The 22,868-nt window shown below is 65.0% G+C and carries 26 protein-coding genes and 1 tRNA gene; 12 read left to right on the top strand and 15 right to left on the bottom strand.

All coding sequences use genetic code 11. The features are described from left to right. Nucleotides 1-5: 5 nt before the first annotated feature. Nucleotides 6-905 carry an N-acetylmuramic acid 6-phosphate etherase gene (locus RHIBR816_RS0104230; RefSeq protein WP_018235290.1) on the bottom strand — a complete coding sequence of 300 codons (900 nt, stop codon included), beginning with the start codon at nucleotides 903-905 and terminating at the stop codon, nucleotides 6-8. A 198-nt stretch (nucleotides 906-1,103) separates the two neighbouring features. On the opposite strand from RHIBR816_RS0104230, the gene RHIBR816_RS0104225 reads away from it, so the two are divergent. The 4 genes from RHIBR816_RS0104225 to nagA all read left to right on the top strand — a co-directional run bounded on the left by RHIBR816_RS0104225 (nucleotide 1,104) and on the right by nagA (nucleotide 5,016). Continuing rightward, a complete protein-coding gene (locus tag RHIBR816_RS0104225; RefSeq protein WP_018235289.1) occupies nucleotides 1,104-1,988 on the top strand; it encodes an N-acetylglucosamine kinase in 885 nt (294 codons plus the stop codon). Next, the gene (locus RHIBR816_RS0104220; protein ID WP_018235288.1) at nucleotides 1,985-2,749 is read left to right on the top strand and encodes a GntR family transcriptional regulator; all 765 of its coding nucleotides are present in this window, start codon (nucleotides 1,985-1,987) and stop codon (nucleotides 2,747-2,749) included. The genes RHIBR816_RS0104225 and RHIBR816_RS0104220 overlap by 4 nt, the downstream gene beginning before the upstream one ends. Before the next feature lie 84 nt (nucleotides 2,750-2,833). Beyond that, nucleotides 2,834-3,856: an SIS domain-containing protein gene (locus RHIBR816_RS0104215; RefSeq protein ID WP_018235287.1), complete on the top strand. Its 1,023-nt coding sequence runs from the start codon at nucleotides 2,834-2,836 to the stop codon at nucleotides 3,854-3,856. Beyond that, entirely contained in the window at nucleotides 3,853-5,016 is a 1,164-nt protein-coding gene (gene nagA, locus RHIBR816_RS0104210) for an N-acetylglucosamine-6-phosphate deacetylase (RefSeq protein ID WP_018235286.1), read from the top strand. Before RHIBR816_RS0104215 ends, nagA begins: the two co-directional genes overlap by 4 nt. Here nagA and RHIBR816_RS0104205 read toward each other — a convergent pair. Genes RHIBR816_RS0104205 through RHIBR816_RS0104195 form a run of 3 tightly spaced genes read right to left on the bottom strand, consistent with a single transcriptional unit; the run spans nucleotide 5,013 to nucleotide 8,016 of the window. Next, entirely contained in the window at nucleotides 5,013-5,750 is a 738-nt protein-coding gene (locus RHIBR816_RS0104205) for a copper homeostasis protein CutC (RefSeq protein WP_018235285.1), read from the bottom strand. The two genes, nagA and RHIBR816_RS0104205, sit on opposite strands and share 4 nt — an antisense overlap. After that, nucleotides 5,750-6,658, bottom strand: coding sequence for an ROK family protein (locus RHIBR816_RS0104200; protein ID WP_018235284.1), 909 nt, complete (start codon nucleotides 6,656-6,658; stop codon nucleotides 5,750-5,752). The genes RHIBR816_RS0104205 and RHIBR816_RS0104200 overlap by 1 nt, the downstream gene beginning before the upstream one ends. After that, a complete protein-coding gene (locus RHIBR816_RS0104195) occupies nucleotides 6,655-8,016 on the bottom strand; it encodes an amidase (protein ID WP_018235283.1) in 1,362 nt (453 codons plus the stop codon). Before RHIBR816_RS0104195 ends, RHIBR816_RS0104200 begins: the two co-directional genes overlap by 4 nt. Nucleotides 8,017-8,202: 186 nt before the next feature. Here RHIBR816_RS0104195 and RHIBR816_RS0104190 point away from each other — a divergent pair, with 186 nt between their 5' ends. Both RHIBR816_RS0104190 and RHIBR816_RS0104185 read left to right on the top strand, forming a co-directional pair. Continuing rightward, complete coding sequence (locus RHIBR816_RS0104190) at nucleotides 8,203-8,946, top strand: sulfate transporter family protein (RefSeq protein WP_018235282.1); 744 nt, start codon at nucleotides 8,203-8,205, stop codon at nucleotides 8,944-8,946. Between the two features lie 65 nt (nucleotides 8,947-9,011). Further along, entirely contained in the window at nucleotides 9,012-9,221 is a 210-nt protein-coding gene (locus RHIBR816_RS0104185) for a SlyX family protein (RefSeq protein WP_018235281.1), read from the top strand. A gap of 162 nt (nucleotides 9,222-9,383) precedes the next feature. Here RHIBR816_RS0104185 and RHIBR816_RS0104180 read toward each other — a convergent pair whose 3' ends face one another. The 3 genes from RHIBR816_RS0104180 to RHIBR816_RS0104170 form a co-directional block, all read right to left on the bottom strand. Next, complete coding sequence (locus tag RHIBR816_RS0104180; RefSeq protein WP_018235280.1) at nucleotides 9,384-10,376, bottom strand: BMP family protein; 993 nt, start codon at nucleotides 10,374-10,376, stop codon at nucleotides 9,384-9,386. A gap of 214 nt (nucleotides 10,377-10,590) precedes the next feature. Beyond that, nucleotides 10,591-11,241 (bottom strand): peptide-methionine (S)-S-oxide reductase MsrA, encoded by a 651-nt coding sequence (gene msrA / locus RHIBR816_RS0104175; protein ID WP_018235279.1) that lies wholly within the window; start codon nucleotides 11,239-11,241, stop codon nucleotides 10,591-10,593. A gap of 50 nt (nucleotides 11,242-11,291) precedes the next feature. After that, nucleotides 11,292-11,609: a hypothetical protein gene (locus RHIBR816_RS0104170; protein ID WP_018235278.1), complete on the bottom strand. Its 318-nt coding sequence runs from the start codon at nucleotides 11,607-11,609 to the stop codon at nucleotides 11,292-11,294. Nucleotides 11,610-11,901: 292 nt separating this feature from the next. Here RHIBR816_RS0104170 and RHIBR816_RS0104165 point away from each other — a divergent pair. Together RHIBR816_RS0104165 and RHIBR816_RS0104160 are read left to right on the top strand one after the other, a co-directional pair. Beyond that, nucleotides 11,902-11,991, top strand: a tRNA-Ser gene (locus tag RHIBR816_RS0104165). 101 nt (nucleotides 11,992-12,092) lie between these two features. Beyond that, nucleotides 12,093-13,715: an ABC-F family ATP-binding cassette domain-containing protein gene (locus RHIBR816_RS0104160; RefSeq protein ID WP_018235277.1), complete on the top strand. Its 1,623-nt coding sequence runs from the start codon at nucleotides 12,093-12,095 to the stop codon at nucleotides 13,713-13,715. 37 nt (nucleotides 13,716-13,752) lie between these two features. Here the strand turns inward: RHIBR816_RS0104160 and RHIBR816_RS0104155 are convergent, their stop codons facing one another. The 3 genes from RHIBR816_RS0104155 to RHIBR816_RS0104145 form a co-directional block, all read right to left on the bottom strand. Next, the gene (locus tag RHIBR816_RS0104155; RefSeq protein WP_018235276.1) at nucleotides 13,753-14,466 is read right to left on the bottom strand and encodes an SOS response-associated peptidase; all 714 of its coding nucleotides are present in this window, start codon (nucleotides 14,464-14,466) and stop codon (nucleotides 13,753-13,755) included. Between the two features lie 146 nt (nucleotides 14,467-14,612). After that, complete coding sequence (locus RHIBR816_RS0104150; protein WP_018235275.1) at nucleotides 14,613-15,056, bottom strand: SRPBCC family protein; 444 nt, start codon at nucleotides 15,054-15,056, stop codon at nucleotides 14,613-14,615. 43 nt (nucleotides 15,057-15,099) lie between these two features. Continuing rightward, nucleotides 15,100-15,375, bottom strand: a complete 276-nt coding sequence (locus RHIBR816_RS0104145) for a BON domain-containing protein (protein WP_018235274.1) — start codon at nucleotides 15,373-15,375, stop codon at nucleotides 15,100-15,102. Nucleotides 15,376-15,591: 216 nt separating this feature from the next. Here RHIBR816_RS0104145 and RHIBR816_RS0104135 point away from each other — a divergent pair, with 216 nt between their 5' ends. Continuing rightward, nucleotides 15,592-16,536: an AEC family transporter gene (locus RHIBR816_RS0104135; RefSeq protein ID WP_018235272.1), complete on the top strand. Its 945-nt coding sequence runs from the start codon at nucleotides 15,592-15,594 to the stop codon at nucleotides 16,534-16,536. A 59-nt stretch (nucleotides 16,537-16,595) separates the two neighbouring features. Here the strand turns inward: RHIBR816_RS0104135 and RHIBR816_RS0104130 are convergent, their stop codons facing one another. Together RHIBR816_RS0104130 and RHIBR816_RS33675 are read right to left on the bottom strand one after the other, a co-directional pair. Further along, on the bottom strand, nucleotides 16,596-17,693 hold the full coding sequence (locus tag RHIBR816_RS0104130; protein WP_026186630.1) for a branched-chain amino acid aminotransferase: 1,098 nt from the start codon (nucleotides 17,691-17,693) through the stop codon (nucleotides 16,596-16,598). Between the two features lie 224 nt (nucleotides 17,694-17,917). Next, entirely contained in the window at nucleotides 17,918-18,553 is a 636-nt protein-coding gene (locus RHIBR816_RS33675) for a cytochrome c family protein (protein ID WP_018235270.1), read from the bottom strand. A gap of 156 nt (nucleotides 18,554-18,709) precedes the next feature. Here RHIBR816_RS33675 and RHIBR816_RS0104120 point away from each other — a divergent pair, with 156 nt between their 5' ends. From RHIBR816_RS0104120 to RHIBR816_RS35595, 3 genes are all read left to right on the top strand, one after another. Then, nucleotides 18,710-19,456 (top strand): 3-deoxy-manno-octulosonate cytidylyltransferase, encoded by a 747-nt coding sequence (locus RHIBR816_RS0104120; protein WP_018235269.1) that lies wholly within the window; start codon nucleotides 18,710-18,712, stop codon nucleotides 19,454-19,456. 14 nt (nucleotides 19,457-19,470) lie between these two features. Then, on the top strand, nucleotides 19,471-20,325 hold the full coding sequence (locus RHIBR816_RS0104115) for a prephenate dehydratase (RefSeq protein WP_018235268.1): 855 nt from the start codon (nucleotides 19,471-19,473) through the stop codon (nucleotides 20,323-20,325). 117 nt (nucleotides 20,326-20,442) lie between these two features. Then, nucleotides 20,443-20,580, top strand: coding sequence for a DUF1127 domain-containing protein (locus RHIBR816_RS35595; RefSeq protein ID WP_018235267.1), 138 nt, complete (start codon nucleotides 20,443-20,445; stop codon nucleotides 20,578-20,580). Nucleotides 20,581-20,702: 122 nt separating this feature from the next. Here RHIBR816_RS35595 and RHIBR816_RS0104105 read toward each other — a convergent pair whose 3' ends face one another. The 3 genes from RHIBR816_RS0104105 to nudC form a co-directional block, all read right to left on the bottom strand. After that, the gene (locus RHIBR816_RS0104105) at nucleotides 20,703-21,071 is read right to left on the bottom strand and encodes a VOC family protein (RefSeq protein WP_018235266.1); all 369 of its coding nucleotides are present in this window, start codon (nucleotides 21,069-21,071) and stop codon (nucleotides 20,703-20,705) included. An 86-nt stretch (nucleotides 21,072-21,157) separates the two neighbouring features. Next, a complete protein-coding gene (locus RHIBR816_RS0104100; RefSeq protein ID WP_018235265.1) occupies nucleotides 21,158-21,850 on the bottom strand; it encodes a YafY family protein in 693 nt (230 codons plus the stop codon). 35 nt (nucleotides 21,851-21,885) lie between these two features. Continuing rightward, nucleotides 21,886-22,866, bottom strand: coding sequence for an NAD(+) diphosphatase (gene nudC, locus RHIBR816_RS0104095; RefSeq protein ID WP_018235264.1), 981 nt, complete (start codon nucleotides 22,864-22,866; stop codon nucleotides 21,886-21,888). Nucleotides 22,867-22,868: the final 2 nt, after the last annotated feature.

Raw genomic sequence — 22,868 nt, 5'->3', positions numbered from 1 at the left:
CGGTTTCATTCGCCCGTGACGATCGCGATCGCCCGGCGCAAATTCTGATTGGCCTTCTCAAGCGCGGCTTCAGCGGCCGCCACGTCCTTGGCTCCCGAGGCCAGCAGCACTGCCAGCTTGACCGAACCCGAGGCGACGCTGATGAGCCGGCCCGCTTCGCCGGCGCCGACCCCGGTGATGTCCGAGACGATCCGGATGGCGCGGCCGCGCAGCTTGATGTTGTCGGCTCTGAGATTGACCATGTGGCCGTCGAGCACATGGCCGAGCTGGATGCCGACCAGCGTCGAAAACATGTTGAAGGCGACCTTTTGCGCCGTGCCGGCGCCCATCCGCGTCGAGCCGGATATCACCTCCGGCGGTGTCTGGAGCAGGATCGCGACGTCGGCTCGCTCAAAGAGCGCTGCGCCAGCATTGTTGGCCACGCCGATGACCTTGGCACCGCGCTTTCTCGCCTCGTCGGCGGCAGCAAGCGCATAGGGGGTCGATCCGCTGGCGGAAACGGAGATCAGGCAGTCGCCCGCCTGGATGCCTGCGCCTTCGACGTCGGCACGGGCGAGATCCATGTCGTCCTCGTAGCCGCCGGCGAGATCGCTGAGGCTTGCGGTGCCGCCGGCGAGAAGAATGACGATCTGTTCCTGGGGGATGCCATAGGTGCCTGGCAGTTCGAGCGCGTCCGCCATCGCCATCAGGCCGGAACTTCCGGCGCCCGCATAGGCAAGCTTGCCGCCGGCGGAAAGAGCATTCGCGGCAAGTGCCGCTGCGGCCGAGATCGCTTCGATCGCCGTGTCGACGGACTTCGCTGCCGCCTGTTGGCCGGAGGCGAGCAGGCCAAGCGCGAGCGCCGGATGCATGAGATCCAGCCCCTTGGCTTTGTCGTGGCGCTCTTCGGTCTTTACTGCCGGCATTGCGTCGTTCTCCTCTTTTCCAAATTAATGCCAAAAAAATACCAATTGTCTAGGAGATTTTTAACTTCTGGCTAAACAAAAAGCATCAGATGAAAATTATTCAAAAAAAATCAATATGATAACTGAAACGCCTTTGCCCCGCCGGAATTGCGCTTGGTTAATGGTATTTTTTTGGTATGTTAGATGGCGGAGGTGCCCATGACATCCTATCTGATCGGAATCGATGGCGGCGGAACGAGTTGCCGGGCGGCAGTTGCAGGCTCGGACGGTCGTATTCTCGGTCGCGGAAAATCCGGCGCCGCCAATATTCTCACGGATCCTGAAACGGCGCTGCAGAATATTGCCGATGCGGCGCGTACTGCCTTCGAGGATGCCGGTCTGGATCCCGCCGGCATCGCCACGTCGCGCGCCATCCTTGGCGTTGCCGGCCACAATGTCGGCGACGCCGTCCATTATGTGAAGCGGCGGCTGCCCTTCGCCGCCGCCGATATCGAATCGGACGGACTGATCGCGCTGCAGGGCGCCCTTGGCGACAGGGACGGTGCCGTCGCCATCCTCGGGACTGGCACGATCTATATCGCCCGAGAGGGCGAAGCGGTCAGCTATATCGGCGGCTGGGGCTTTACGATCGGCGACCATGGCAGCGGTGCCCGCATCGGCCATGCGCTGCTGCAGGAAAGCCTGCTTGCCTATGACGGCATTCACGAAGCCTCGCCCGTGACCCAGTCCGTGCTGGCCGAATTCAACAATGATCCCCGCGACGTGGTCGATTTCGCGCGGCTGGCGAAGCCCGGCGAATTCGGCCGCTACGCTCCGCGTGTCTTCGACCATGCCGGGCGCGGCGACCCGGTGGCGGCGCGCTTGCTCAAGGCGGCCGCGGCGACCGTGGACGAGGCGCTGGACGTGGTGGTCTTGAGGGGCAGCCGGACAATCTGCCTGCTCGGCGGGCTGGCGCCGCTCTATCGTCCCTGGCTCGCTAGACGCCACCAGCCGCTCTTCGTCGAAGCGGAGGCCGACGCGCTGACCGGAGCCGTTGCGCTCGCCGCCGCCCGCTTCGGGGGCCGGCCGGAGGCCGTCGCATGAACCAGCAGCTTGCCGCCATTCTTCCACTCGAGAGCCTCCAGTCGGGCGGTGCAGGCCCGCTCTATCTCAAGCTCCGGCAATCGCTCGAAGAGGCGATCCTGTCGGGCAAGCTCAATCACGGCGACGCGCTGCCGCCCGAGAGGGACCTCGCCGACTACGCCAATGTCAGCCGGGTCACCGTCCGCAAGGCGGTCGACGATCTCGTGCGCGACGGGCTGCTGGTGCGCCGCCACGGTTCCGGCACTTTCGTCGTCCGGCCGGTCTCGCGCGTCGAGCAGTCGCTGTCGCGTCTGACCTCCTTCACCGAGGACATGGCGCGGCGTGGCCTCAATACAAGGGCCGAATGGCTGGAGCGGGGGCTCTTTCACCCGTCGCCGGACGAGATGATGACGCTCGGCCTGCCCGCCGATGCCCTGGTCGCCCGTCTCGGGCGGCTACGCATCGCCGACGACATGCCGCTTGCCATCGAGCGCGCCTGCGTTTCGGCGGAGTTCGTTCCCGATCCGCTTGCCGTCACGTCTTCGCTCTATTCCGCGCTCGAGAAGTCGCATGCCAGGCCGGTCCGCGCCGTGCAGCGGATTTCCGCCTGCAACATCAAGAATCCCGATGCGACGATGCTCGGTGTCGCCGTCGGTGCGGCCGGCCTTTCGATCGAGCGCGTCTCCTATCTTGCGTCGGGGCGCGTCGTGGAATTCACCCGCTCGCTCTATCGCGGCGATACCTATGACTTCGTCGCGGAGCTGACGATCCCGGAGAACTGAGGCGAACCGGAGCGGGATGAGAGACAAGTCGGCGGTTCCCTGCCCCCATCCCGCGCTATACTTATCTGAGGAAAGGACCTGACGATGCAGACCAACATGCGCCGAGAGATCGACGAGATCCCGGAGGCCGCCGCACGATTGCTCGACCGCTCGGCCGCAGCGCTTGCCGCGGCGGGCGCGGCACTCCGCGCCAAGGATCCGGCCTTCCTGGTGACGATCGCCCGCGGCTCCTCCGACCATGCGGCGCTGTTCCTGAAATATGCGATCGAACTCACGGCCGGCCGCCCCGTCGCCTCGCTCGGGCCCTCGCTCGCCTCGATCTACGCCGCCGACCTGAAGCTCGGCGGCGCTGCGGCAATCGCCATTTCGCAATCCGGCAAGAGCCCCGACATCGTCGCGATGGCCGAGACCGCGACACGAGCCGGTGCCGTCTCGATCGCGCTGACCAACACGCTGCCGTCACCGATCGCGGCGGCCTGCAGCCATCCGCTCGATATTGTCGCCGGTCCCGAACTCGCCGTGGCGGCGACCAAATCCTATGTTAACTCCATTGTCGCTGGCCTTGCCGTCCTCGGCGAATGGACGGGCGACGCGGCCCTGAAGCGCGCCGTCGCCGATCTGCCGGAAAAGTTCGCCAAGGCGGTGAAGCTCGACTGGCAGGAATTCGCCGCCGACCTCGGCGAAGCCGAATCGCTCTATGTGCTGGGTCGCGGCCCGGCCCTGGCGATCGCCAGCGAGGCGGCGCTGAAGTTCAAGGAGACGTCCGGCATGCATGCCGAGGCTTATTCCGCGGCGGAAGTGCTGCACGGTCCGGTGGCGCTCGTCGGCGCCCGCTTCCCGGTGCTGGTGCTGGCCGCCCGCGATGCGGCGGAGGCGTCGGTCACGGAGATCGCCGACGGCATGAGCGCCAAGGGGGCAGTGGTGCACGTCACCTCGGCCCGGGCACAAAAGGCAAAGCGCCTGCCCTTCGTAGAGACCGGCCATCCGATCACCGACGCACTGGCGCTGATCCTGCCGTTTTACGGTTTTGTCGAGGCCTGGTCGCGCTCGCGCGGTCTCAACCCGGATGCACCGGCGAGCCTGAAGAAGGTAACGGAGACACGATGACTGCGAAAAGGAAGATCACCGGGGCGCGGATTTTCGACGGCATCGACTGGCACGACGGCTGCGCGCTCCTCATCGAGGCGGGGCATATCAAGGGCATCGTTCCGGCGGGTGTCGCGGTCGCCGCCGATGCCGAAACGATCGACGCCCGCGGCCAACTGCTCGTGCCCGGCTTCATCGACCTGCAGGTGAACGGCGGCGGCGGTGCGCTCTTGAACGAGCAGCCGACGCTCGACGGCATCCGGCAGATCTGCGCGGCGCACGCGCAATTCGGCACGACGGCGCTGCTGCCGACGCTGATCACCGACACGCGCGAGATCCGCAGCAAGGCGATAGAAGCCGGCCTTGCCGCCAGGGCTGCGGCGGTGCCGGGCTTCCTCGGCCTGCATCTCGAAGGTCCGCATCTTTCGGTCGCCCGCAAGGGCGCCCACGACCCGGCGCTGATCCGCCCGATGGAGGATGCCGATCTCGCCGAGATGCTCGCCTGCGTGAAAGCGCTCGGCGCGTTGATGGTCACCGTCGCTCCAGAAAATGCGACGAAGGAGCAGGTGCGGGCGCTCACCGCCGCCGGCGCCGCCGTCAGCCTCGGCCATACGGACGTCGGCTTCGAGACGGCCTGCGCCTATGCGAAGGCGGGCGCTCGGACTGTCACCCATCTCTTCAACGCCATGAGCGGCCTCGGCCACCGCGAAGCAGGCGTCGTCGGCGCCGCGCTCGCGACGGGCACGCTGCATGCCGGCTTGATTGCCGATGGTTTCCACGTCGACCCGGCGGCGATGGGCATTGCGCTGCGCGGCAAGCAGGGGCCGGGACAGATTTTTCTCGTCACCGACGCGATGTCGCCGATCGGCACCGATATGACCAGCTTCCTCCTCAACGGCCGAGAGATCCTGCGCAAGGACGGGCGCTTGACGCTTGCCGACGGCACCCTCGCCGGCGCTGATATCGACATGCTGTCCTCCGTCCGCTTCGTGCACGAGAGGCTCGGCCTGCCGATCGAGGAAGCAATCCGCATGGCCTCCGCCTACCCCGCCGACGTCATGGGCATCGCCACGCACAAAGGGCGGCTGCTCCCCGGAACGGACGCCGATTTCGTGCTGCTGACGCCGGAGCTAAAGATGAAATCGACCTGGATCGGCGGGGAGGCGGTCTTCGCCGCTTAGGAATTCCCCTGCAGCGAGTCGATCCGCGCCCGCATCGCCCTGACGGTCGCCGCATCGGTGCGGCGGCGTTCCGGCGGGGCGAAGCCCAACTCTACCACGCGCCTGTCATTAGCCGGCTCACGAACAGAGCAGGATGAGTGCACCTCCGTCACCGCAAGCCTCGGCAGGAGCCGATCGATCGTATCGATGGTTACACCGGAACCGGGCATGATCGAGAGCCGGCCGTCCGCCAGTTCCACGAGCCGCACCAGCGTATCGACCACCTCTGGCGCGCTCCTGGCACCGCCGGAGGTCAGGATGCGCTCTAAACCGAGGTCCGCCGCAATCTCGATCGCCTCGTCAAAATCCGGCACGAGATCGAAGGCCCGGTGGAGCGTCAGCCCGAGGCCGGCGGCATAACGCGTCAGTTCGCCGAGCGCCTGCGCGTCGAGACGACCGTCGCGATGCGATGCGCCGAGCACCACGCCCGCAAGCCCGGCCTCCCGTGCCGCATCGATGTCGCGCCGCATGATGTCGAGTTCGGCGGCGTTGTAGACGAAATCGCCGGGGCGCGGCCGGATCATCGCATAGGCCGGCACCGGCGCGCGGGCTGCAAGCGCCATCAGGCCGGCACTCGGCGTCAGCCCGCCGACGGCAAGCGCGGCGCAGAGTTCGATGCGGTCGGCGCCGCCATCGATTGCTGCTTGCAGTCCTTCGGCGTCGTCGACGCAGACCTCGAGCAGGATACCGCGCATCAGCCCTTCCCTCCGACGCCGAGCAGCGCGGCGCCGATCAGGCCGGGTTCGACCCGGCATTCGCCGCGCACCACCAGCGGTCTTTCGAAGCGGCGGAGGATGCGTCCCCGCACGGCTTCGTCGATCTCGGCGAGCAGCGCCTCGCAATTGGCGAGGCCGCCGCCGACGGGCACGATCGTCGCACCGGTGATGTTGATGACGAGCGCCAGCGGCGCACTGACCAGATCGACGAAAATGTCGACCGTCTGTGTCGCCTCGGCTTCTCCGCGCTGCCAGGCCGCGACGATCTCCTGGCTCGCGAGCGTCCGGCCATGGATCGTCTCATGCAGCCGCTCAAGTCCGCGCGCGCCGCCGATCGTGTCGACGCAGCCGCGCTGGCCGCAACCGCAGTCGAAGGTGGGGATGGAAATGGGCGGGTGCCCGGCATGGGTCGCCGCGACCGGACCGTGGCCCCATTCGCCGGCAAAGCCGCCATCGGCGTTGATGAGCCTGCCGTCCACCACCAGGCCGCCGCCGACGCCGGTGCCGAGGATCGCGCCGAAGACGATGCGATGGCCGCGGCCGGCGCCGATCCCGGCTTCCGCGAGCGCGAAGCAATCGGCGTCGTTGGCGATCACCACGGGCAGGTGCAGTGCCGCCTCGAGCTCCGCCGCCAGTTCCCGCCCGTCGATGCAGGGGATATTGGCGCATTTGATGCGCCGCGTCTCAGGGTCGATGACGCCGGTGATCGAAATGGCGATCCGGTCCGGCAGCCCGCCCGCTTCGTCGAGCACCGATTCCATCGCTTCGACGAAGCGGCGGAAATCGGTGAGCGGCGTCGTCCGACGGGGCAGGGGAAAGATCCGTTCCGGCGAATGCGTGATCGCGCCCTTGATCGCCGATCCGCCGATATCGAAAGAGACGATCATGCCTCGCCCCGGATCAGTGCCTCGAGCGCGAGCGCCGCGGAAAGCAGCCGGTCGTCCTGATGGTGCGGTGCGGAGAGGAGGAAGCCGACCGGCATACCGGCGGTGCCGGTGCCGCAGGGAATCGACACGCCGCAGAAATCGAGGAAATTGCCGATCGACGTGTTGCGCAGCGTCTTCGCGTTCACCTTGAAGAACAGATCGTCGTCGGCAAGCAACGGGTCGATCGGCGGCGCCACATGCGGCAGCGTCGGATGGGCGATCAGTTCGCCGGGCTTCAGGCTCTCGAGGGTCTCGTGGATCAGACGGTCGCGGGCGTCGAGAAGGGCGATATAGTCGCTGACGGTGATCTTCTCTCCAAGACGGGTGCGGACGACGACGCGCGGGTCGATCCGGGCGGCATCCGGTCCGGCAAGCCGCTCGCGGTGGAGCGCATAGGCCTCCGCATTCACCAGTGCGCCGTGCCGCGCCATCAGCTCGAAGATTTCGGCGAAGGTCGGAAACGCCTGGCGCCGCACCCGGACGCCGGCCGCCTCGAGCCTCTTGATCGCCGCCTCGAAGGCGGCGACGACCTCGGCTTCCGCCTCGTCAAAGACGATCGTTTCGGGAATGACGAGCGAGAGATCGGCGAGATCGGCGCGGCGAATGACCGGCGCCGTCAGGCTGTGCATGGCCGCATCCGCCCAGACGGCGTCCTGCACGGTGTGGCAGAGGGGTCCGAGCGAATCGAGGCTCTGGGCGAGCGGAAAGACGCCCTTCATCGCGTAGCGCCCGCGCGTCGCCTTGTAGCCGACAATGCCGGTCATGGCCGCCGGAATGCGCACCGACCCGCCCGTGTCGGTGCCGATCGCCAGGGGCACGAGACCGGCGGCGACCGCCGCGGCCGAGCCGGAGGACGAGCCGCCCGGAATGCGATGCACGTCCGTCGAGGCAGGGTTGCGGGGCGTGCCGTAATGCGGATTGATGCCGAGACCGGAAAAGGCGAACTCGCTCATATTGGTGCGGCCGACGCTCACCATGCCGGCGCCGCCGAGGGCAGCGACGACCGCCGCGTCGGCAGAAGCGGGAGCGTTGTCCTTCAGCACGACGGAGCCTGCGGTGGTCACACTTCCGGCCATGTCGAAGAGGTCCTTCCAGGCGATCGGCAGTCCGTCGGTGAGGCCGAGGGAACGGCCGGCCTTGATCCGTGCGGAGGCCGCCTTGGCCTCCCGTTCGGCGCGGTCTCGCGTCAGCCCGACGAAGATCGACTGGTCCGCATGGTTTTCAATTCGGCTCAGGGTTTCGTCCGTGAGCGCAACCGGATCCAGTTGTCCCGATTGCACGAGAACGGAAAGGCTCGAGAGCGTCCTGTGGTTGGTCATGGCGTTTCCCCTGGTGGCTCATTGATCCGCGCGGCGTATCAGACGACTTTCTCGTAGCATATCGCCCTGCATGCGGTTTGCCAGCGCCTGTTGTTCCTGCCGCATGGAGGAAGGCCGGCGCAAGTGCCTTGCCGACGCCGGTGCGGCTGCTTACATCGAGCCCACTGTCCTTTATGGAGATCGATCATGATCCTCGACTCGGCGCGGCTCGCCTTCGCCAATCTCTTTGCCGCCGAAACCCGCGCGGTTTTCTGGAAGGTCATCGGGCTCACGCTGCTGGCGCTCGTCGCCCTCTGGTTCGCGCTTCGCGAGCTGTTCGTCTGGCTGGCGCTGCCCTGGATCGACGTGCTGATGCCCGGCACGCCCGAATGGGCCGGCTGGATCACGTTCGTCGTCGGCATTTTCGCCAGCCTCGGCCTTGCCCTCGCGCTGGCGCTGCTGCTTGCCCCGGTGACGGCGCTGATCGCCGGCTTCTTCCTCGACGATGTCGCCGAGGTGGTCGAGAAGCGCAACTATCCGGCCGAGCCGCCGGGCAATCCTCTGCCGCTCGCCGAGGCGATGGTGAGTTCGGCAAAATTCCTCGGCGTCGTCATTCTCGGCAACATCATTGCGCTTTTTCTGTTGCTCGTGCCCGGCGTCAACCTCATCGCATTCTTCCTCGTCAACGGCTATCTGCTCGGGCGCGAGTTTTTCGAGTTCGCCGCCATGCGCCACCGTTCGCCTGCCGAGGCGCGGCTCTTCCGCGTCAAGCACCGCGCCACGGTGTTCCTCGCCGGCCTCGTGGTCGCGGCGTTCCTGGCGGTGCCGTTCATCAACCTGCTGACGCCGCTCTTTGCCGCCGGCATGATGGTGCACCTGCACAAGAGGCTTTCGGCACGCGATCCCGGCTTTTCCGCCGTGACCGCCGTCGCAGCCGGGGCACGCGGCTGACCGCTTGACGGCGCCACCGGGCCGCTCAATCTGCCCGCCGATTTGAAAGGAATGAGGAGAAGCGCATGAGCGACATGGACAAGCGGATCGTTCGCCTGGAGGAGATGGCGGCGCATCAGGCGCGGGTCATCGAGGAGCTTTCGGAACAGCTTGCCGAGCAATGGAAGGTGGTCGAGCAGACGCGGGCCAAGCTCGACCGGCTGACCGAGCGTTTCCTGAGCCTCGAGGAACAGGCGCAAGAGGCAGTTCCGGTGACACGGCCGCCGCATTATTGAGCGAGGCAGCAAAAGGCCGCCGGTTCATGCGAACCGGCGGCTTACTGCATGTCGCGCAAAAGTGTGCAGCGGTTTTGAGACAACGACATGCACAAGTCAAACCCTAAAGCGCGTCGCATGAATACGCTTGAATGCGACGCGCTTTAGCGAAGCGTTTTCCGATCAGTACGGGCAGGTCTCGTCCGTCATGTAGTCGTGCACCTGCACTTTGCCGGCGATGATGTCGGCCTTCACCTTCTCGACCGCATCGAGCATTTCCGGCGTGATCAGCGGCTTGTTGTTCTCGTCCAGCGCGTAGCCGACGCCGTCTTCCTTGAGGCCGAGATTGGAGATGCCGAATTGGAACTTGTCGTCCTTGGCCGACGTGAAGGCGTCATAGACGGCGACGTCGACGCGCTTCAGCATCGAGGTCAGGACCTTGCCCGGCTGCAGCATGTTCTGGTTGGAGTCGACGCCGATGCCGAGCTTGCCCGCATCCGCTGCCGCCTGCAGGACGCCGACGCCGGTACCGCCGGCGGCGTGATAGACGACATCCGCGCCCTGGTCGATCTGCGACTTGGCGATTTCACCGCCCTTGACCGGATCGTTCCAGGCGTCCGGCGTCGTGCCCGTATAGGCTTCGAGCACCTTGACGTCCGCGCCGGTTGACTTGGCGCCGCCGACATAGCCGCAGGCGAACTTGTGGATCAGCGGGATGTCCATGCCGCCGACGAAGCTGACGGTCTTCGACTTGGAGGCAAGACCGGCCAGCACGCCGACCAGATAGGAGCCTTCCTGTTCCTTGAAGACGATCGATTTGACGTTCGGCTTTTCGACCACCATGTCGATGATGGCGAATTTCGTATCCGGATATTCCGCCGCGATCTTTTCGAGCGACGCGGCCCAGTTGAAGCCGGCCATGACGATCGGGCTATTGCCGTCGCTGGCGAAGCGGCGCAGAGCCTGTTCGCGCTGGGCGTCGTTGGCGATCTCGAATTCGCGGTATTCGATGCCCGATTCGGCCTTGAACTTTTCAGCGCCGTTGAAGGCCGCCTCGTTGAAGGATTTGTCGAACTTGCCGCCGAGGTCGTAGATAAGCGCCGGCTTGGTGTCGGCGGCCAGCGCCGTCGCCGACATCATCGAGAAAGCAAAGAGACCGAGAATGGTTTTTTTCATCGTGCAGCCCTGTGGTCGTTATTGGATCTTTTTCGGGTTTTCCGGCGGCCGGCAGGAGCCTGTCCGCGGAGCCCGCCCCTCTTCTGTTTAAGGCTTGGGTGGCCGCATCCTTGCACGGCTTCCTCAAAAAAACATCCAAAATTTTTCAGATGGTAAAAAAGCCGCCGGCGCCCTGCGGAGCGCTGGCGACCGGCGCAAGCAGACCGACTTCGCTTCAGCCGATCGGGCAGCTGACGCCGGTGCCGCGCAGCCCGCAATAGCCGCCCGGGTTCTTGGCGAGATATTGCTGGTGGTAGTCCTCGGCAAAATAGAAGGGTCGGGCAATCGCAATTTCCGTGGTGATTTCGCGGCCGTGGTTGAATGCGTTCAGCGCCCGCTTGAAAGTGTGGCGGGCTGCATTCCCCTCGGCAAGCTGGCCCTCGTCGAAGACATAGATCGCCGAGCGATAGGTCGTGCCGATATCGTTGCCCTGCCGCATGCCCTGGGTCGGGTCGTGTTCCTCGAAAAAGGTCTTGAGCAGGCGGGCAAGCGTCACTTTTTGCGGATCGTAGACGACCAGCACCACCTCCGCATGGCCGGTCAGTCCCGTTGTCGTCTCCTGGTAGGTCGGGTTCGGCGTCAGCCCGCCGGAATAGCCGACCGCGGTCACGTGGACGCCGGGGATCTGCCAGAACAGCCGCTCGGCGCCCCAGAAGCAGCCCATGCCGAAGAGGACCTTCTTCATACCGTCCGGATAGGGGCCTTTCAGCGGCCGGCCGGAGACGAAGTGCGCCGCGGCCGTCGGGATTTCCTCGGTGCGGCCGGGCAGCGCAATCTCGGCGTCGGGCAGGATGGTCTTCTTGTTGAACATGTCGATCAGAAACATCCGCGGTTCCCTTCGTTTCACCGAAAGCGTTGAACGGAACGGGGCGGCCTTCAGGCCGCAAAGCGTCCGGCGGCCGGCTTCTTCTTGTATCCCGCCATCCACAGAAGGAGGGCGATGACGAGGAGAACGGCGAAGGCCGGCTGCATGAACACCCAGTGCAACGCGGTCAGCCAGATGGCGGGCCCCGCATCGGTTCGCTGCAGCGATTGCACCCAGTTGAGCGCGTCGGACCCGAGCAGCGCGATCCCGTCCGCAAGCGGCGTCAGCACCGGCTCGGAGGCCGCCACCGACTGGATCGAATCGATGGTGCCGGCAAGCACGGCGGCCGTCAGCGCGAGAAAGCTTGCAAACCGCAGCAAGAGCCGCATCCATCCTCCTTCGGCCGGTTCCCGCGCCTCAGCCTGTCGAGCGATTCTCGCCCGTGCGCGAGACCGATTCTCGCATTTGCTCGTCTCGCTCCAAGAGATAGGCCCGCCATCGGGCAAGCGCAATGGTGGACAGCGCCCACAACATCTCACGCGATGTCAACAATCTGTCAGAAACCAGTTGATCCGCCGCCAATCATCGGTATATATCGCGCCCGTCCGCCGGTTCTTGCCGGCAGCACGGTGGAGTCTCACTCCCCCATCCAGCCGAACTGACCAACGGCTGCAGACGGATGGACAGGTGGCCGAGTGGTTGAAGGCGCACGCCTGGAACGCGTGTATACGTGAAAGCGTATCGAGGGTTCGAATCCCTCTCTGTCCGCCATCACCTTGCCAGTCTCGGCGCCTCCGCCCCAAGTTCGCGTGACAGCTGCGCCGCCCCGTGGCATAGGGGTGCCCGCAACCCCATCCAGGCCGTCTTCCCCCATGATCCGTATCGAGAATATCAGCAAGTCCAACAGTCACCGCATTCTCTATATCGAAGCCTCCGCCGCCTTGAACCGTGGCGAAAGGATCGGGCTTGTCGGCCCGAACGGCGCGGGAAAGACGACGCTCTTCCGGATGATTACCGGCGAGGAAGAGCCGGACGAGGGGCAGGTCTCGGTCGAGAAGGGCGTGACGGTCGGCTATTTCGACCAGGACGTCGGCGAGATGGCGGGTCACTCGGCCGTTGCCGAGGTGATGGAAGGGGCCGGACCGGTCAGCGCCGTTGCGGCGGAGCTGCGCGAACTCGAGGCGGCCATGTCGGATCCGGAGCGGATCGACGAAATGGACGCGATCATCGAGCGCTACGGCGAGGTGCAGGCGCGCTACGAGGAGCTCGATGGCTATGCGCTCGAGGGGCGCGCCCGCGAGGTCCTGGCCGGCTTGAGTTTCAGCCAGGAGATGATGGACGGCGACGTCGCCAAGCTGTCCGGCGGCTGGAAGATGCGCGTGGCGCTCGCCCGCATCCTCTTGATGCGACCGGACGTCATGCTGCTCGACGAGCCGAGCAACCACCTTGATCTCGAAAGCCTGATCTGGCTTGAGGATTTCCTCAAAGGTTATGACGGCGCCCTCCTGATGACTTCGCATGACCGCGAGTTCATGAACCGGATCGTCACCCGGATCATCGAGATCGACGCCGGCGCGTTGACGAGCTATTCCGGCGATTATGGCTTCTACGAGGAGCAGCGGGCGCTGAACGAGCGACAGCAGCAGGCCCAGTTCGAGCGCCAGCAGGCCATGCTCGCCAAGGAGATAAAGTTCATCGAACGCTTCAAGGCCCGTGCCTCGCACGCCGCCCAGGTGCAGAGCCGCGTCAAGAAGCTCGAGAAGATCGACCGTGTCGAGCCGCCGCGCCGCCGCCAGACGGTCGCTTTCGACTTCCTGCCGGCGCCGCGCTCCGGCGAGGACGTCGTCAATCTCAAGAATGTGCACAAGGCCTATGGCAGCCGGACGATCTATGACGGCCTCGACTTCATGGTGCGCCGGCGCGAACGCTGGTGCATCATGGGCATCAACGGCGCCGGAAAGTCGACGTTGCTCAAGCTCGTCACCGGCACCGCCCAGCCGGACCAGGGCAGCGTGTCGATCGGCGCCAGCGTCAAGCTCGGCTATTTCGCCCAGCATGCGATGGATGTGCTCGATGGCGAGAGCACCGTCCTCCAATGGCTGGAGGAGCGCTTCCCGAAGGCCGGGCAGGCGCCGCTCCGGGCGCTCGCCGGCTGTTTCGGCTTTTCCGGAGATGACGTCGAGAAGCGCTGCCGGGTGCTCTCCGGCGGCGAGAAGGCGCGGCTGGTGATGGCGGCAATGCTGTTCGACCCGCCGAACCTTCTCGTTCTCGACGAGCCGACCAACCACCTCGACCTCGATACGAAGGAAATGCTGATCAAGGCACTGTCGGCTTATGAGGGCACCATGCTGTTCGTCTCGCACGACCGCCGCTTCCTGGCGGCACTGTCCAACCGGGTGCTGGAGCTGACGCCGGACGGGATCCATCAGTATGGCGGCGGCTATACCGAATACGTGGAGCGCACCGGGCAGGAGGCGCCGGGCCTGCGCGGGTAGGTTCCGCGCTGGTGTAGGGAGCGCTGCAGAGCGGGAATCAGTCCTCTTCAGGCGGCTCTACCGGATCGAGAATGTCCGCCGCATCATATCTCGGCGAGCCGACCTTCCGGTCGATCGGCCACATGGTCATCAGCTCCTCCGGGAATGGCTTCATCAGCTCGGAAGGATCCGGCTCCTGCGAGAGCCAGCGTTCGTAGTCCGTCCGGTTGAGGATCAGCGGCATGCGGTCGTGGATCGTCGCCATCATCGCGTTGGGCGGGCAGGTGATGACGCAGAACGTGCGGATATCCTCGTCCGTTTCCGGGTTGCACCAGGTCTCCCAAAGACCGGCAAGCGCGAAGGGCTCGCCGGACCTCATGGCGACGGCATAGGGCTGCTTCATCTTGCCGGTGCCGTAGATGTCCTTCCACTCGAAGAAGCCGTCGATCGGGATCAGGCAGCGGCGCCGGCGATAGGCGTCCTTGAACAGGCCCACTGTTGCGATGCCTTCGCAGCGCGCGTTGACCGGCGGCGGTCGGCCCGGCGCCTTCATCCAGCGCGGAATAAGGCCCCATCGGGCACTGACGAAGGTCGGACCGGACACGTCCGGCTCGCGGATCACGTCGGTAATGATGATCGGATAGTAGAGCGAGGGTGCCCCGTTATAGCGCGGGAACTGGTTCGCCATCCCCTCCACCGCCTCCCGCTCGGCGAGTGAGAATTCGCGCAACAGGCCGTCGAGATTGCTCTTGATGTAGACGCGTCCGCACATCCGCCTGCCTCCCTCACCGCAAAGGTATCGCGGCGGTCCTCGAGATCAATGTCGGGTCCTACAGCGCCGCGCGTGTTATCAGACGCGCAAAGGTCGCTGTAGTAGTCGAACGGTGATGTGATAGCGCGGCGCTTGCCGCTCCAAGATCAGGCTTCGACGAAGGCCTTGATGTTCCGGGCCTGGATTTCCCAGCCTTCCTCGTTGCGGGACAGCGCTTCCTCGCGGCGATCCTTCGGCAGCGACTCGAAGCCGGACTCCTTGATCGTCAGATGCGTGCCCTTCGTTGTCGGCGTCAGGCGGAATTCGACGCGCATCGAAGGGGAGCTCGAAATATCGGCGCCCGGATCCTCGGAATGCGGCCAGCGGAAGGCAAAGAGACGGGGCGCGTCCATCTGCTCCGTCACGGATTTCCACTTGACACCCTCGTGACCCGGATAGGTGATCTCGCCGGTGGTGGTCTCTCCGACGACGAAGGGACCGTGAAGCTTGACGCGAAACCATGTGCCGAAGGCCTGATGGTCGGTCAAGGCGTGCCAGGCCCGTTCGATCGGAACGGCCAGTTCTATGCTCTTCTCGATGCTGTCGCTCATGATCTGCCCTCCGTCGTGACGTGTGTCACGTGTCTGCTGCGGCTCAGCCCCCGGCTTCGTCCGGCCGCGTCGTCAGCCGGTTCTCGACGCTCTGCACGCCGATGACCGAGGCGGCCGCATCGCCGGCACAGGCGATATCCGCTTCGCACGCGACCGTGCCCGACAGCACGACCATCTTGCCGAGCGCGATCACCTCGATGCCGCTGGTGTCGATGAATGTCGCGTAGCGAAGAAATCGCAAGACCTTCTGGGCCAGATCGTCATCGGTGAGATGCGGATCGTCGTCCTTGTGCGAATAGGTCGGATGCTCGCTCGACATTCCTGTGATCCCGGTCCCTAAACGGCAACGCTGCTTGACGCCGGAATGTTCCGCTTCTTCGTCCGCCGCCCTTGCCTCCGGGGTTTGAACGGGTCTATGCCTCGGGAACCATCTGCATGAGCAACGCGCGGCCTCGGGCGCGCTTCGCTCCGTCCTGTCCCTTGGAATCGGTCGTCGCCGGTCGGTTCAGCCCAAGCGTCGATTCAAGGCTCACGCATGTCCGATGTTTTCCTGAACGTCGTTCCGATCTTCATCCTGATCCTGACCGGCTGGTTGATCGTGAAGTTCGGCTATCTGAAGCCGGCCGTCGGCGAGGCGCTCGGCGATTTCGTCTTCAGGGTGGCCGTACCGGTCCTCTTGTTCCGCACGATCGCCGAAGCGGATTTCAAGGAGGGATCGCCCTGGCCGCTCTGGGTTGCCTATTTCTCCGGCGTCGCGGTCACCTGGACCATCGGCCATCTGGCCGCCACCCTCGGCTTTGGCCGCGATCAGCGCATAGGCGTGCTGGCCGGCGTCTCTTCGGCCTTTGCCAACACCGTGTTCATCGGCCTGCCGCTGGTTTCACGCGTCGTCGGGGAGGAGGGGATCGTTGCGCTGTCGATCCTGCTTTCGGTGCATCTGCCCGTCATGATGATCGCCGGAACCGTGATGATGGACCGCGCCGACCAGAAGGCCAGCGGCCGGCCGCGGCAGAGCCTCGTCAAGCTTCTGGCGGGGGTCGGCCGCAATCTCGCCCGCAATCCGCTGGTGATCGGGCTTGCCCTCGGGGCGCTCTTCCATCTTGTCGGCCAGCCGCTTGGCGGACCGGCCAAGATCGTCGTCGACCAGCTTGCCGGCGTCGCCGCGCCCGCAGCACTCGTCTCGATCGGCATGGCGCTCGACAAATATGGTCTTGCCGGCAATACCGGCCTCGCCACCGTCACCAGCACGCTGAAGCTCATCGTGCTGCCGGGCGCCGTCTTCGCCGCCTGCCATCTCCTGGGCCTGAGCGACAGCTGGACCGCCGCCCTCGTCCTGACCTCGTCCGTGCCAACCGGCGTCAATGCCTGGCTGATCGCCAACCACTTCAATGTTGGCCACGGCCTTGCGTCCTCGACCATCACGCTGACGACCGCCCTCGGCGTCGTCAGCGTGTCGGCCTGGGCCTATATGCTGATGTAGTGTAGGTTTTCGCGCCCTTGCGTGCCCTCATGTGAGGAGCCGAGAGTATCGCTGTTGGTCTAGAACAGCCGGTCGAGCCAGCCGTGCCGGTCGGGCGCACGTCCGTTCTGGATATCGAGCAGCGCCGCCTTCAGGCGCTGGGCCACCGGGCCGGCACCGCCATCGCCGATCGTGACGTTGCGGGTGCGGCCCTTCACCTTGCCAATCGGCGTCACCACCGCGGCCGTACCGCAGGCGAAGGCCTCGGTCAGTCGGCCGCTCTCGGCATCCGCCTGCCACTGATCGATCGAATAGGGCTCCTCGCGCACCGTGAGGCCCAGGTCGCGGGCCAGCGTGATCAGCGAATCGCGGGTGATGCCCGGCAGGATCGTGCCGGTGAGCGGCGGCGTCTGCAGCGAGCCGTCTGAGAAGACGAAGAAGATGTTCATGCCGCCGAGTTCCTCGATCCAGCGCCGTTCGACGGCATCGAGGAACACGACCTGGTCGCAGCCCTCGCGGCTTGCTTCCGCCTGTGCGGCAAGGCTTGCCGCGTAGTTGCCGCCGCATTTCGCCTCGCCCGTGCCGCCGGGCGCCGCCCGCGTGTAGTGTTCCGAGACCCAGAGGGTGACCGCCGGTGCGCCGCCCTTGAAGTAGGAGCCGACCGGGGAGGCGATCACGCAATAGAGATAGTCGGACGACGGCTTGACGCCGAGGATCGCCTCGGTGGCGATCATGAACGGCCGCAGATAGAGCGAGGCGCCTTCGGCCGCCGGAATCCAGTCGCGATCCGTCCGCACCAGGGCGCGCACCGATTCGACGAACAGTTCTTCCGGCAAGGGCGCCATCGCCAGGCGATTGGCGGAGTTGGTGAAACGGCGCGCATTGGCGTCGGGCCGGAACAGCGTCGCGCCGCCGTCCGGCAGGCGGTAGGCCTTCATGCCCTCGAAGATCTCCTGGGCGTAGTGCAGCACCACGGTAGACGGGCTGAGATCCAGAGCTTTCCGCGGCTCGATCCTGGCGTCATGCCACCCGCGTCCCTCCGAATAGCGGATCGTCGCCATGTGGTCGGTCAGCACGCGGCCGAAGCCCGGGTTCTTGAGCAGAGCCTCGCGCTCGCCCGCTGCCATGGGGTTCGGATGTGTCTCGAACAGGAAAGTCTCTGTACCACCGCTGGTCATCTATCGTCCGCTCCTTCGTTCCGAGCGGTTCCGTCCCGCTCGTCGTGAAGACGGGACTTAGCTCGGACCGGATCGCATTTGGTTGGGTTCACATTGTCATTTGCACAGATTTTAGACATTGCCAAAGGAAAATCCGACAGAAGTTGCATCGGCCTCGTCATCCCTTTGCCAGGACGAAAAAAGCCCGGTCGATCGACCGGGCTTCCTCATCGAAAATCGAACGCTCAGTTTGCCGGAGCGGGAGCGGGGGCGGCGGCCTGCCCGCCTTCAGCCGGTGCCGGTGCTGCTTCGGTGGCGGCGGCTGCATCTGCCGTCGGCAGCGGCGCCGGGCTGTCCGCCTTTTCGCGCAGCCAAGCGATCAGGTTGGCGCGCTCGTCCGGCTTCTTCAGGCCGGCAAAGCCCATGGCCGTCCCCGGCACGTGCTTCTTCGGCGCCTCGAGGAAGTAGCTCAGGTGGTCGTAGTCCCAGACGACCTTGCCGCCTTCGGCAAAGGTCTTCATGCCGGCCGAATAGGCGAAGCCCTCATGCGAGCCGACCGGACGGTTGACGAGTCCCCAGAGATTCGGGCCGACCTTGTTCGGTCCGCCCTTCTCTATGGTGTGACAGCTTGCGCATTTCTTGAACACGGCTTCGCCGGCGGCGGCGTCGGCCTTGGCGAGCAGCGGGCCGATCGGCTCCGGCTTCGCTTCTTCGCCGCCGGCCGCACCGGCTTCGCCCGCCGGTTCCTCGGCGACGATCGCGAAACCTTCCTTTTCGGGAGCTTCGGAATGGAAAATGCCTTCAGAAGCAATGGACACGGTCATCAGCACGAAGACCGTACCCAACAAGGCACCCACACCCATGTTCACATATGGATTCATCTGCAAACGCTCCCTTTGCCACCGGCGCAAACAAAAACCCGGCCCATCTTGAAATCGCGCGGAACCTATGTCTTTTGGCTCTGCGTTGCAACAGAGATTATCGGCCCCGAAGTGAGACGTTTTGACACTTTCTCCGGGGCTTTTGAAGGCAAGACGATGAATCGTGAAAATTCGGGCAAGGCGCTTGTGCTCATTCCGGCGCGCATGGCTTCCACCCGGCTGCCGGGCAAGCCGCTCGCCGACATCTGCGGCCTGCCGATGATCGTCCAGGTCGCCAGGCGCGCCGCGGAGGCCGATGTCGGCCGAGTGGTCGTCGCCGTCGATCATGACGAGGTTTACGAGGCGGTGCGCGACGCCGGCTTCGAGGCGATCATGACGCGTGTCGATCACCAGTCCGGCTCCGACCGGATCCACGAGGCGCTCAGGAAGGCCGATCCCAATGGCGAGGCCGAGATCGTCATCAATATCCAAGGCGACCTGCCGACGATCGAGCCCGGGCCGATCCGCGCCGCCTTGAGGCCGCTCGAAAACGCCGCGACCGATATCGCCACGCTGACGGTCGAAATCACCGACGAGCACGAGAAGACCAATCCGAACGTCGTCAAGGTCGTCGGGTCGCCGCTGTCGGAGAGCCGGCTGCGCGCACTCTATTTCACTCGCGCGACGGCGCCCCATGGTGCCGGGCCGCTCTATCACCATATCGGTCTTTACGCCTACCGGCGCAGGGCTTTGGAGACCTTCGTGTCGCTGAAGCCTTCGACGCTCGAAAAGCGCGAATCGCTCGAACAGTTGCGCGCGCTCGAGGCCGGGATGCGCATCGACGTCGAGATCGTCAATTCCGTGCCGCTCGGCGTCGACACGCCGGCCGACCTGGAAAAAGCCCGCCGCCTGCTCTCGGCCTGAAAGGGGAAGCCAAAGTGACCGCCAAAACCAACAGGATTTCCTTCCAGGGCGACTTCGGCGCCAATTCCGACATGGCTTGCCGCGACATGTTCCCGTCCATGGAGCCCTTGCCCTGCCAGACATTCGAGGACGCGTTCCTGGCGGTCGAGAACGGCGACGCCGATCTCGGCATGATTCCGATCGAGAACACGATCGCCGGGCGCGTCGCCGACATCCATCACCTGCTGCCCGAATCGCGCCTCCATATCGTCGGCGAATATTTCATGCCGATCCGCTTCCAGCTGATGGTGCTTCCGGGCGTCAGGCACGATGAGATCCGCACCGTGCACAGCCATATCCATGCGCTCGGCCAGTGCCGCAAGATCGTCCGCGCCAACCGCTGGAAGCCGATCGTCGCAGGCGACACGGCCGGAGCCGCCAAACTCGTTTCCGAGACCGGCGACCGCTCGATGGCAGCGCTCGCCCCACGCCTGGCCGCCGACCTTTACGGGCTGGAAATCCTCGCCGAGAACGTAGAGGACACCGACAGCAACGTCACCCGCTTCGTCGTGCTGTCGCGCGAGGAGCAGCGGACGACGCGCAAGTCGGACGACGAACTGATCATCACCACCTTCGTCTTCAACGTGCGCAACATCCCGGCCGCGCTCTACAAGGCAATGGGCGGCTTTGCCACCAACGGCATCAACATGACGAAGCTCGAAAGCTACCAGCTCGGCGGTAAGTTCGTGGCGACGCAGTTCTATGCCGATATCGAGGGCCATCCGGACGACGAAGGGGTGCGCCACGCCATGGACGAGCTGCGCTTCTTCTCGGAGAACGTCCGCATCCTCGGCACCTACAAGGCGCATCCGATGCGCGGCGTGCTCTGAGCGGCGTTAACCGGCTACGCGTCCAGTGCATGCCTAATTTGCAATCATGGAACTACTGAAATCTTAGGCAAATGCCTATTTGACCTCCGTCAAGAACAAGAAAATGGAGTGTCAAAAATGAAGATCCGTCAGAAGATCATGGAATACGCAAGATTGCGCCGTGCGGTACGCGAGCTGAACGCTCTCAACGACCACGCGCTGAGCGACATCGGTCTTTCCCGTTCCCAGATTCAGGCTGCCGTCTACGGCCGCTAAACACACGCATGGCCGCGCGTCCATTGAATGCGCGGCGTGAAAGTCTTCCACACCCCGCCGGCGTTTCCTGCGGGGTGTGAGCGAGATCTTCGCTATCCTGTTCGCATACTGTGCGACACGCCTCAGTCGTCGTAAAGGCAGACACGCAGGCGATGCCCGTCCGGATCGAGGGCGACGAATGTCGGTCCGAAATCCATCTTCGTCAGTTCCTGCGCAATCGGCAGCCCCATCGCCTGCCATTCCTCATAGTGCGCGCGGACGGCTTCTTCTCCCTCCACCATGAATGCGAGCTCGGCGCGGCTGCCTTCGCCGACAGGCTGGGGCTGCACCTTCTCCCGTGCCCACAGGCCCAAGGTGAAGCCTTCCTTGAACTCGAAGGAGGAGAAGGTCGGAAAGGCGACCGTCGGTTCCTTGCCGAGCAGCTTGCGATAGAATTCGACGCTGGCCAGCGGATCGGCGACATAGAGGACGATGAGATTGGGTTTTGCCATGATGGTCTCCTTGTTTCGGGACCTTCAAGCTATCGGCACATGCTGCCAGTTTTTGTCAGCAGTATGCGCACCGGACGGAAATGAAATCAGACCCCGGCGGGATCGACGCCACGGGCGACGCGCCAGTCCTTCAGCAATGCTTGGCGCCGGCGTGGATAGCGATTGTCGAGCATGTCCGCCTGCCTGATCCGGTCGGTGCGGAAATGGCGGAAATCCTGACGGAGCTCGCACCAGGCGGCGAGCACCCGTGTCTCCTCGAAAAATCCGAGCGCGAAGGGCCAGACCGTGCGATGGCTGTCACGACCGTCATTGTCGAGATAGTGGAGCGCGAGCTTGTGTTCACTGCGAATGGCCTTGCGCAACAGGCCGAGGTCGATCCGGTCGACAATCGGCTGGCGCGGCCCCACGAGCAGTGTCGAACCGTCGAGCTTATCCTTGAGCTCGCCCGGCAGCACCGAGCCGATCTTCGCCAGCGCGTCGACGGCCGCTGCCGCGAGTCTGTCGTCGCCGCGTTTCGCCACCCAGCGCGAGCCGAGCACCAGCGCCTCGATCTCCTCCTCGGAAAACATCATCGGCGGCAGCAGGAAGCCCGGCCTGAGGACATAGCCGACGCCCGCCTCGCCCTCGATTTCAGCGCCCTGGGCCTGAAGGCTGGCGATGTCGCGATAGAGGGTGCGCAGGCTGACGCCGGTCTCCTCGGCCAGTTGCCGGCCGCTCACGGGTCGCCGGTGACGTCTCAGCACCTGGATGAGATCGATGAGCCGTTCCGATCGCGACATTCATTCCTGTCCCTTGTTGACTGGGGAAAGGGGGCTCAGCCTCGCTCCGGCCAGGCGAGCCAGTCGCGCATCAACTGGTGGGCGATCGCCCCCTTCGGCGGCGGGATATGCTCGTCCGGCGTATTGGCGACGCCGGTCGAGCGCTCCAGCATCGCTTCGGTCTCGGCACGGGTGAACCAGCGCACATCCTCGAGTTCCTGCTCGTCGCGCCTGATGACCGTCGATCGCGCCTCGGCATAGCAGCCGATCATCAGCGAATGCGGCAGTGGCCAGGGTTGCGAGGCATGATAGCGCACCCGGCCAACGCGGATGCCCGATTCCTCCTGGGTTTCCCGTCGCACGGCATTTTCGATGGTCTCGCCCGGCTCGACGAAACCGGCAAGGCAGGAATACATGCCCGGCGCGAAATGTGGGCTGCGGCCGAGCAGGCAGAGGTCACGCTCGACATCGACCGTCAGCATGATAACGACCGGGTCCGTGCGCGGAAAGACCATATGGCCGCAGGCGGTGCAGTTGCGCCGGTAGCCCCCGGCCGCACCGTCCATCGGCCCGCTGCAGCGGCCGCAAAAGCGGTTGTTGGCGTTCCAGGTGATCAGGCTCGAGCCTTGGGCGAACTGCCCGAGCAGGTCCTCAGGCAGCATCTGCTGCCGGTAGAGCATGCGCGCATCGGCGATCTTGAAGGGCTCCGGCACGGTTTCCTCGGTCAGCCCGGAAGGCACGGCGAGCCGCGGTTCGCCGTTCGGCAGGTAGCCGAGCAGCACCGCCTCGTCGATCGTCGGTTCGAGGCCCGCGAGTTCGTAGGGGGCGAAGAGCGGGTCGATGATCTTCTCGTCATGCTTGACGATCAGCTTCGCTCCGGAAAAGGCGAGGAAATGCGCGCCCGGATGTTTGAGTGCCTTCTCGACGCAATCGTCGGCGCGGTGCTCCGATTGCCGGTCGAGATGGTTTTCCGCGAAGGCGACGAAGGTGCTCGGCTCCGGATGGGGGCTGTGAAGATCGAAGATCGTTTTCGTCATGT

Origin of the sequence: Ensifer sp. BR816 (genome assembly GCF_000378985.1) — a bacterium.
Classification (GTDB): domain Bacteria; phylum Pseudomonadota; class Alphaproteobacteria; order Rhizobiales; family Rhizobiaceae; genus Sinorhizobium.
This window is presented reverse-complemented; position numbering and strand designations above follow the sequence as displayed.

Coding starts and splice junctions, on each gene's coding strand:
- RHIBR816_RS0104230 (WP_018235290.1), bottom strand. CDS start 905: ATGCCGGCAGTAAAGACCGAAGAGCGCCACGACAAAGCCAAGGGGCTG.
- RHIBR816_RS0104225 (WP_018235289.1), top strand. CDS start 1,104: ATGACATCCTATCTGATCGGAATCGATGGCGGCGGAACGAGTTGCCGG.
- RHIBR816_RS0104220 (WP_018235288.1), top strand. CDS start 1,985: ATGAACCAGCAGCTTGCCGCCATTCTTCCACTCGAGAGCCTCCAGTCG.
- RHIBR816_RS0104215 (WP_018235287.1), top strand. CDS start 2,834: ATGCAGACCAACATGCGCCGAGAGATCGACGAGATCCCGGAGGCCGCC.
- nagA (WP_018235286.1), top strand. CDS start 3,853: ATGACTGCGAAAAGGAAGATCACCGGGGCGCGGATTTTCGACGGCATC.
- RHIBR816_RS0104205 (WP_018235285.1), bottom strand. CDS start 5,750: ATGCGCGGTATCCTGCTCGAGGTCTGCGTCGACGACGCCGAAGGACTG.
- RHIBR816_RS0104200 (WP_018235284.1), bottom strand. CDS start 6,658: ATGATCGTCTCTTTCGATATCGGCGGATCGGCGATCAAGGGCGCGATC.
- RHIBR816_RS0104195 (WP_018235283.1), bottom strand. CDS start 8,016: ATGACCAACCACAGGACGCTCTCGAGCCTTTCCGTTCTCGTGCAATCG.
- RHIBR816_RS0104190 (WP_018235282.1), top strand. CDS start 8,203: ATGATCCTCGACTCGGCGCGGCTCGCCTTCGCCAATCTCTTTGCCGCC.
- RHIBR816_RS0104185 (WP_018235281.1), top strand. CDS start 9,012: ATGAGCGACATGGACAAGCGGATCGTTCGCCTGGAGGAGATGGCGGCG.
- RHIBR816_RS0104180 (WP_018235280.1), bottom strand. CDS start 10,376: ATGAAAAAAACCATTCTCGGTCTCTTTGCTTTCTCGATGATGTCGGCG.
- msrA (WP_018235279.1), bottom strand. CDS start 11,241: ATGTTTCTGATCGACATGTTCAACAAGAAGACCATCCTGCCCGACGCC.
- RHIBR816_RS0104170 (WP_018235278.1), bottom strand. CDS start 11,609: ATGCGGCTCTTGCTGCGGTTTGCAAGCTTTCTCGCGCTGACGGCCGCC.
- RHIBR816_RS0104160 (WP_018235277.1), top strand. CDS start 12,093: ATGATCCGTATCGAGAATATCAGCAAGTCCAACAGTCACCGCATTCTC.
- RHIBR816_RS0104155 (WP_018235276.1), bottom strand. CDS start 14,466: ATGTGCGGACGCGTCTACATCAAGAGCAATCTCGACGGCCTGTTGCGC.
- RHIBR816_RS0104150 (WP_018235275.1), bottom strand. CDS start 15,056: ATGAGCGACAGCATCGAGAAGAGCATAGAACTGGCCGTTCCGATCGAA.
- RHIBR816_RS0104145 (WP_018235274.1), bottom strand. CDS start 15,375: ATGTCGAGCGAGCATCCGACCTATTCGCACAAGGACGACGATCCGCAT.
- RHIBR816_RS0104135 (WP_018235272.1), top strand. CDS start 15,592: ATGTCCGATGTTTTCCTGAACGTCGTTCCGATCTTCATCCTGATCCTG.
- RHIBR816_RS0104130 (WP_026186630.1), bottom strand. CDS start 17,693: ATGACCAGCGGTGGTACAGAGACTTTCCTGTTCGAGACACATCCGAAC.
- RHIBR816_RS33675 (WP_018235270.1), bottom strand. CDS start 18,553: ATGAATCCATATGTGAACATGGGTGTGGGTGCCTTGTTGGGTACGGTC.
- RHIBR816_RS0104120 (WP_018235269.1), top strand. CDS start 18,710: ATGAATCGTGAAAATTCGGGCAAGGCGCTTGTGCTCATTCCGGCGCGC.
- RHIBR816_RS35595 (WP_018235267.1), top strand. CDS start 20,443: ATGAAGATCCGTCAGAAGATCATGGAATACGCAAGATTGCGCCGTGCG.
- RHIBR816_RS0104105 (WP_018235266.1), bottom strand. CDS start 21,071: ATGGCAAAACCCAATCTCATCGTCCTCTATGTCGCCGATCCGCTGGCC.
- RHIBR816_RS0104100 (WP_018235265.1), bottom strand. CDS start 21,850: ATGTCGCGATCGGAACGGCTCATCGATCTCATCCAGGTGCTGAGACGT.
- nudC (WP_018235264.1), bottom strand. CDS start 22,866: ATGACGAAAACGATCTTCGATCTTCACAGCCCCCATCCGGAGCCGAGC.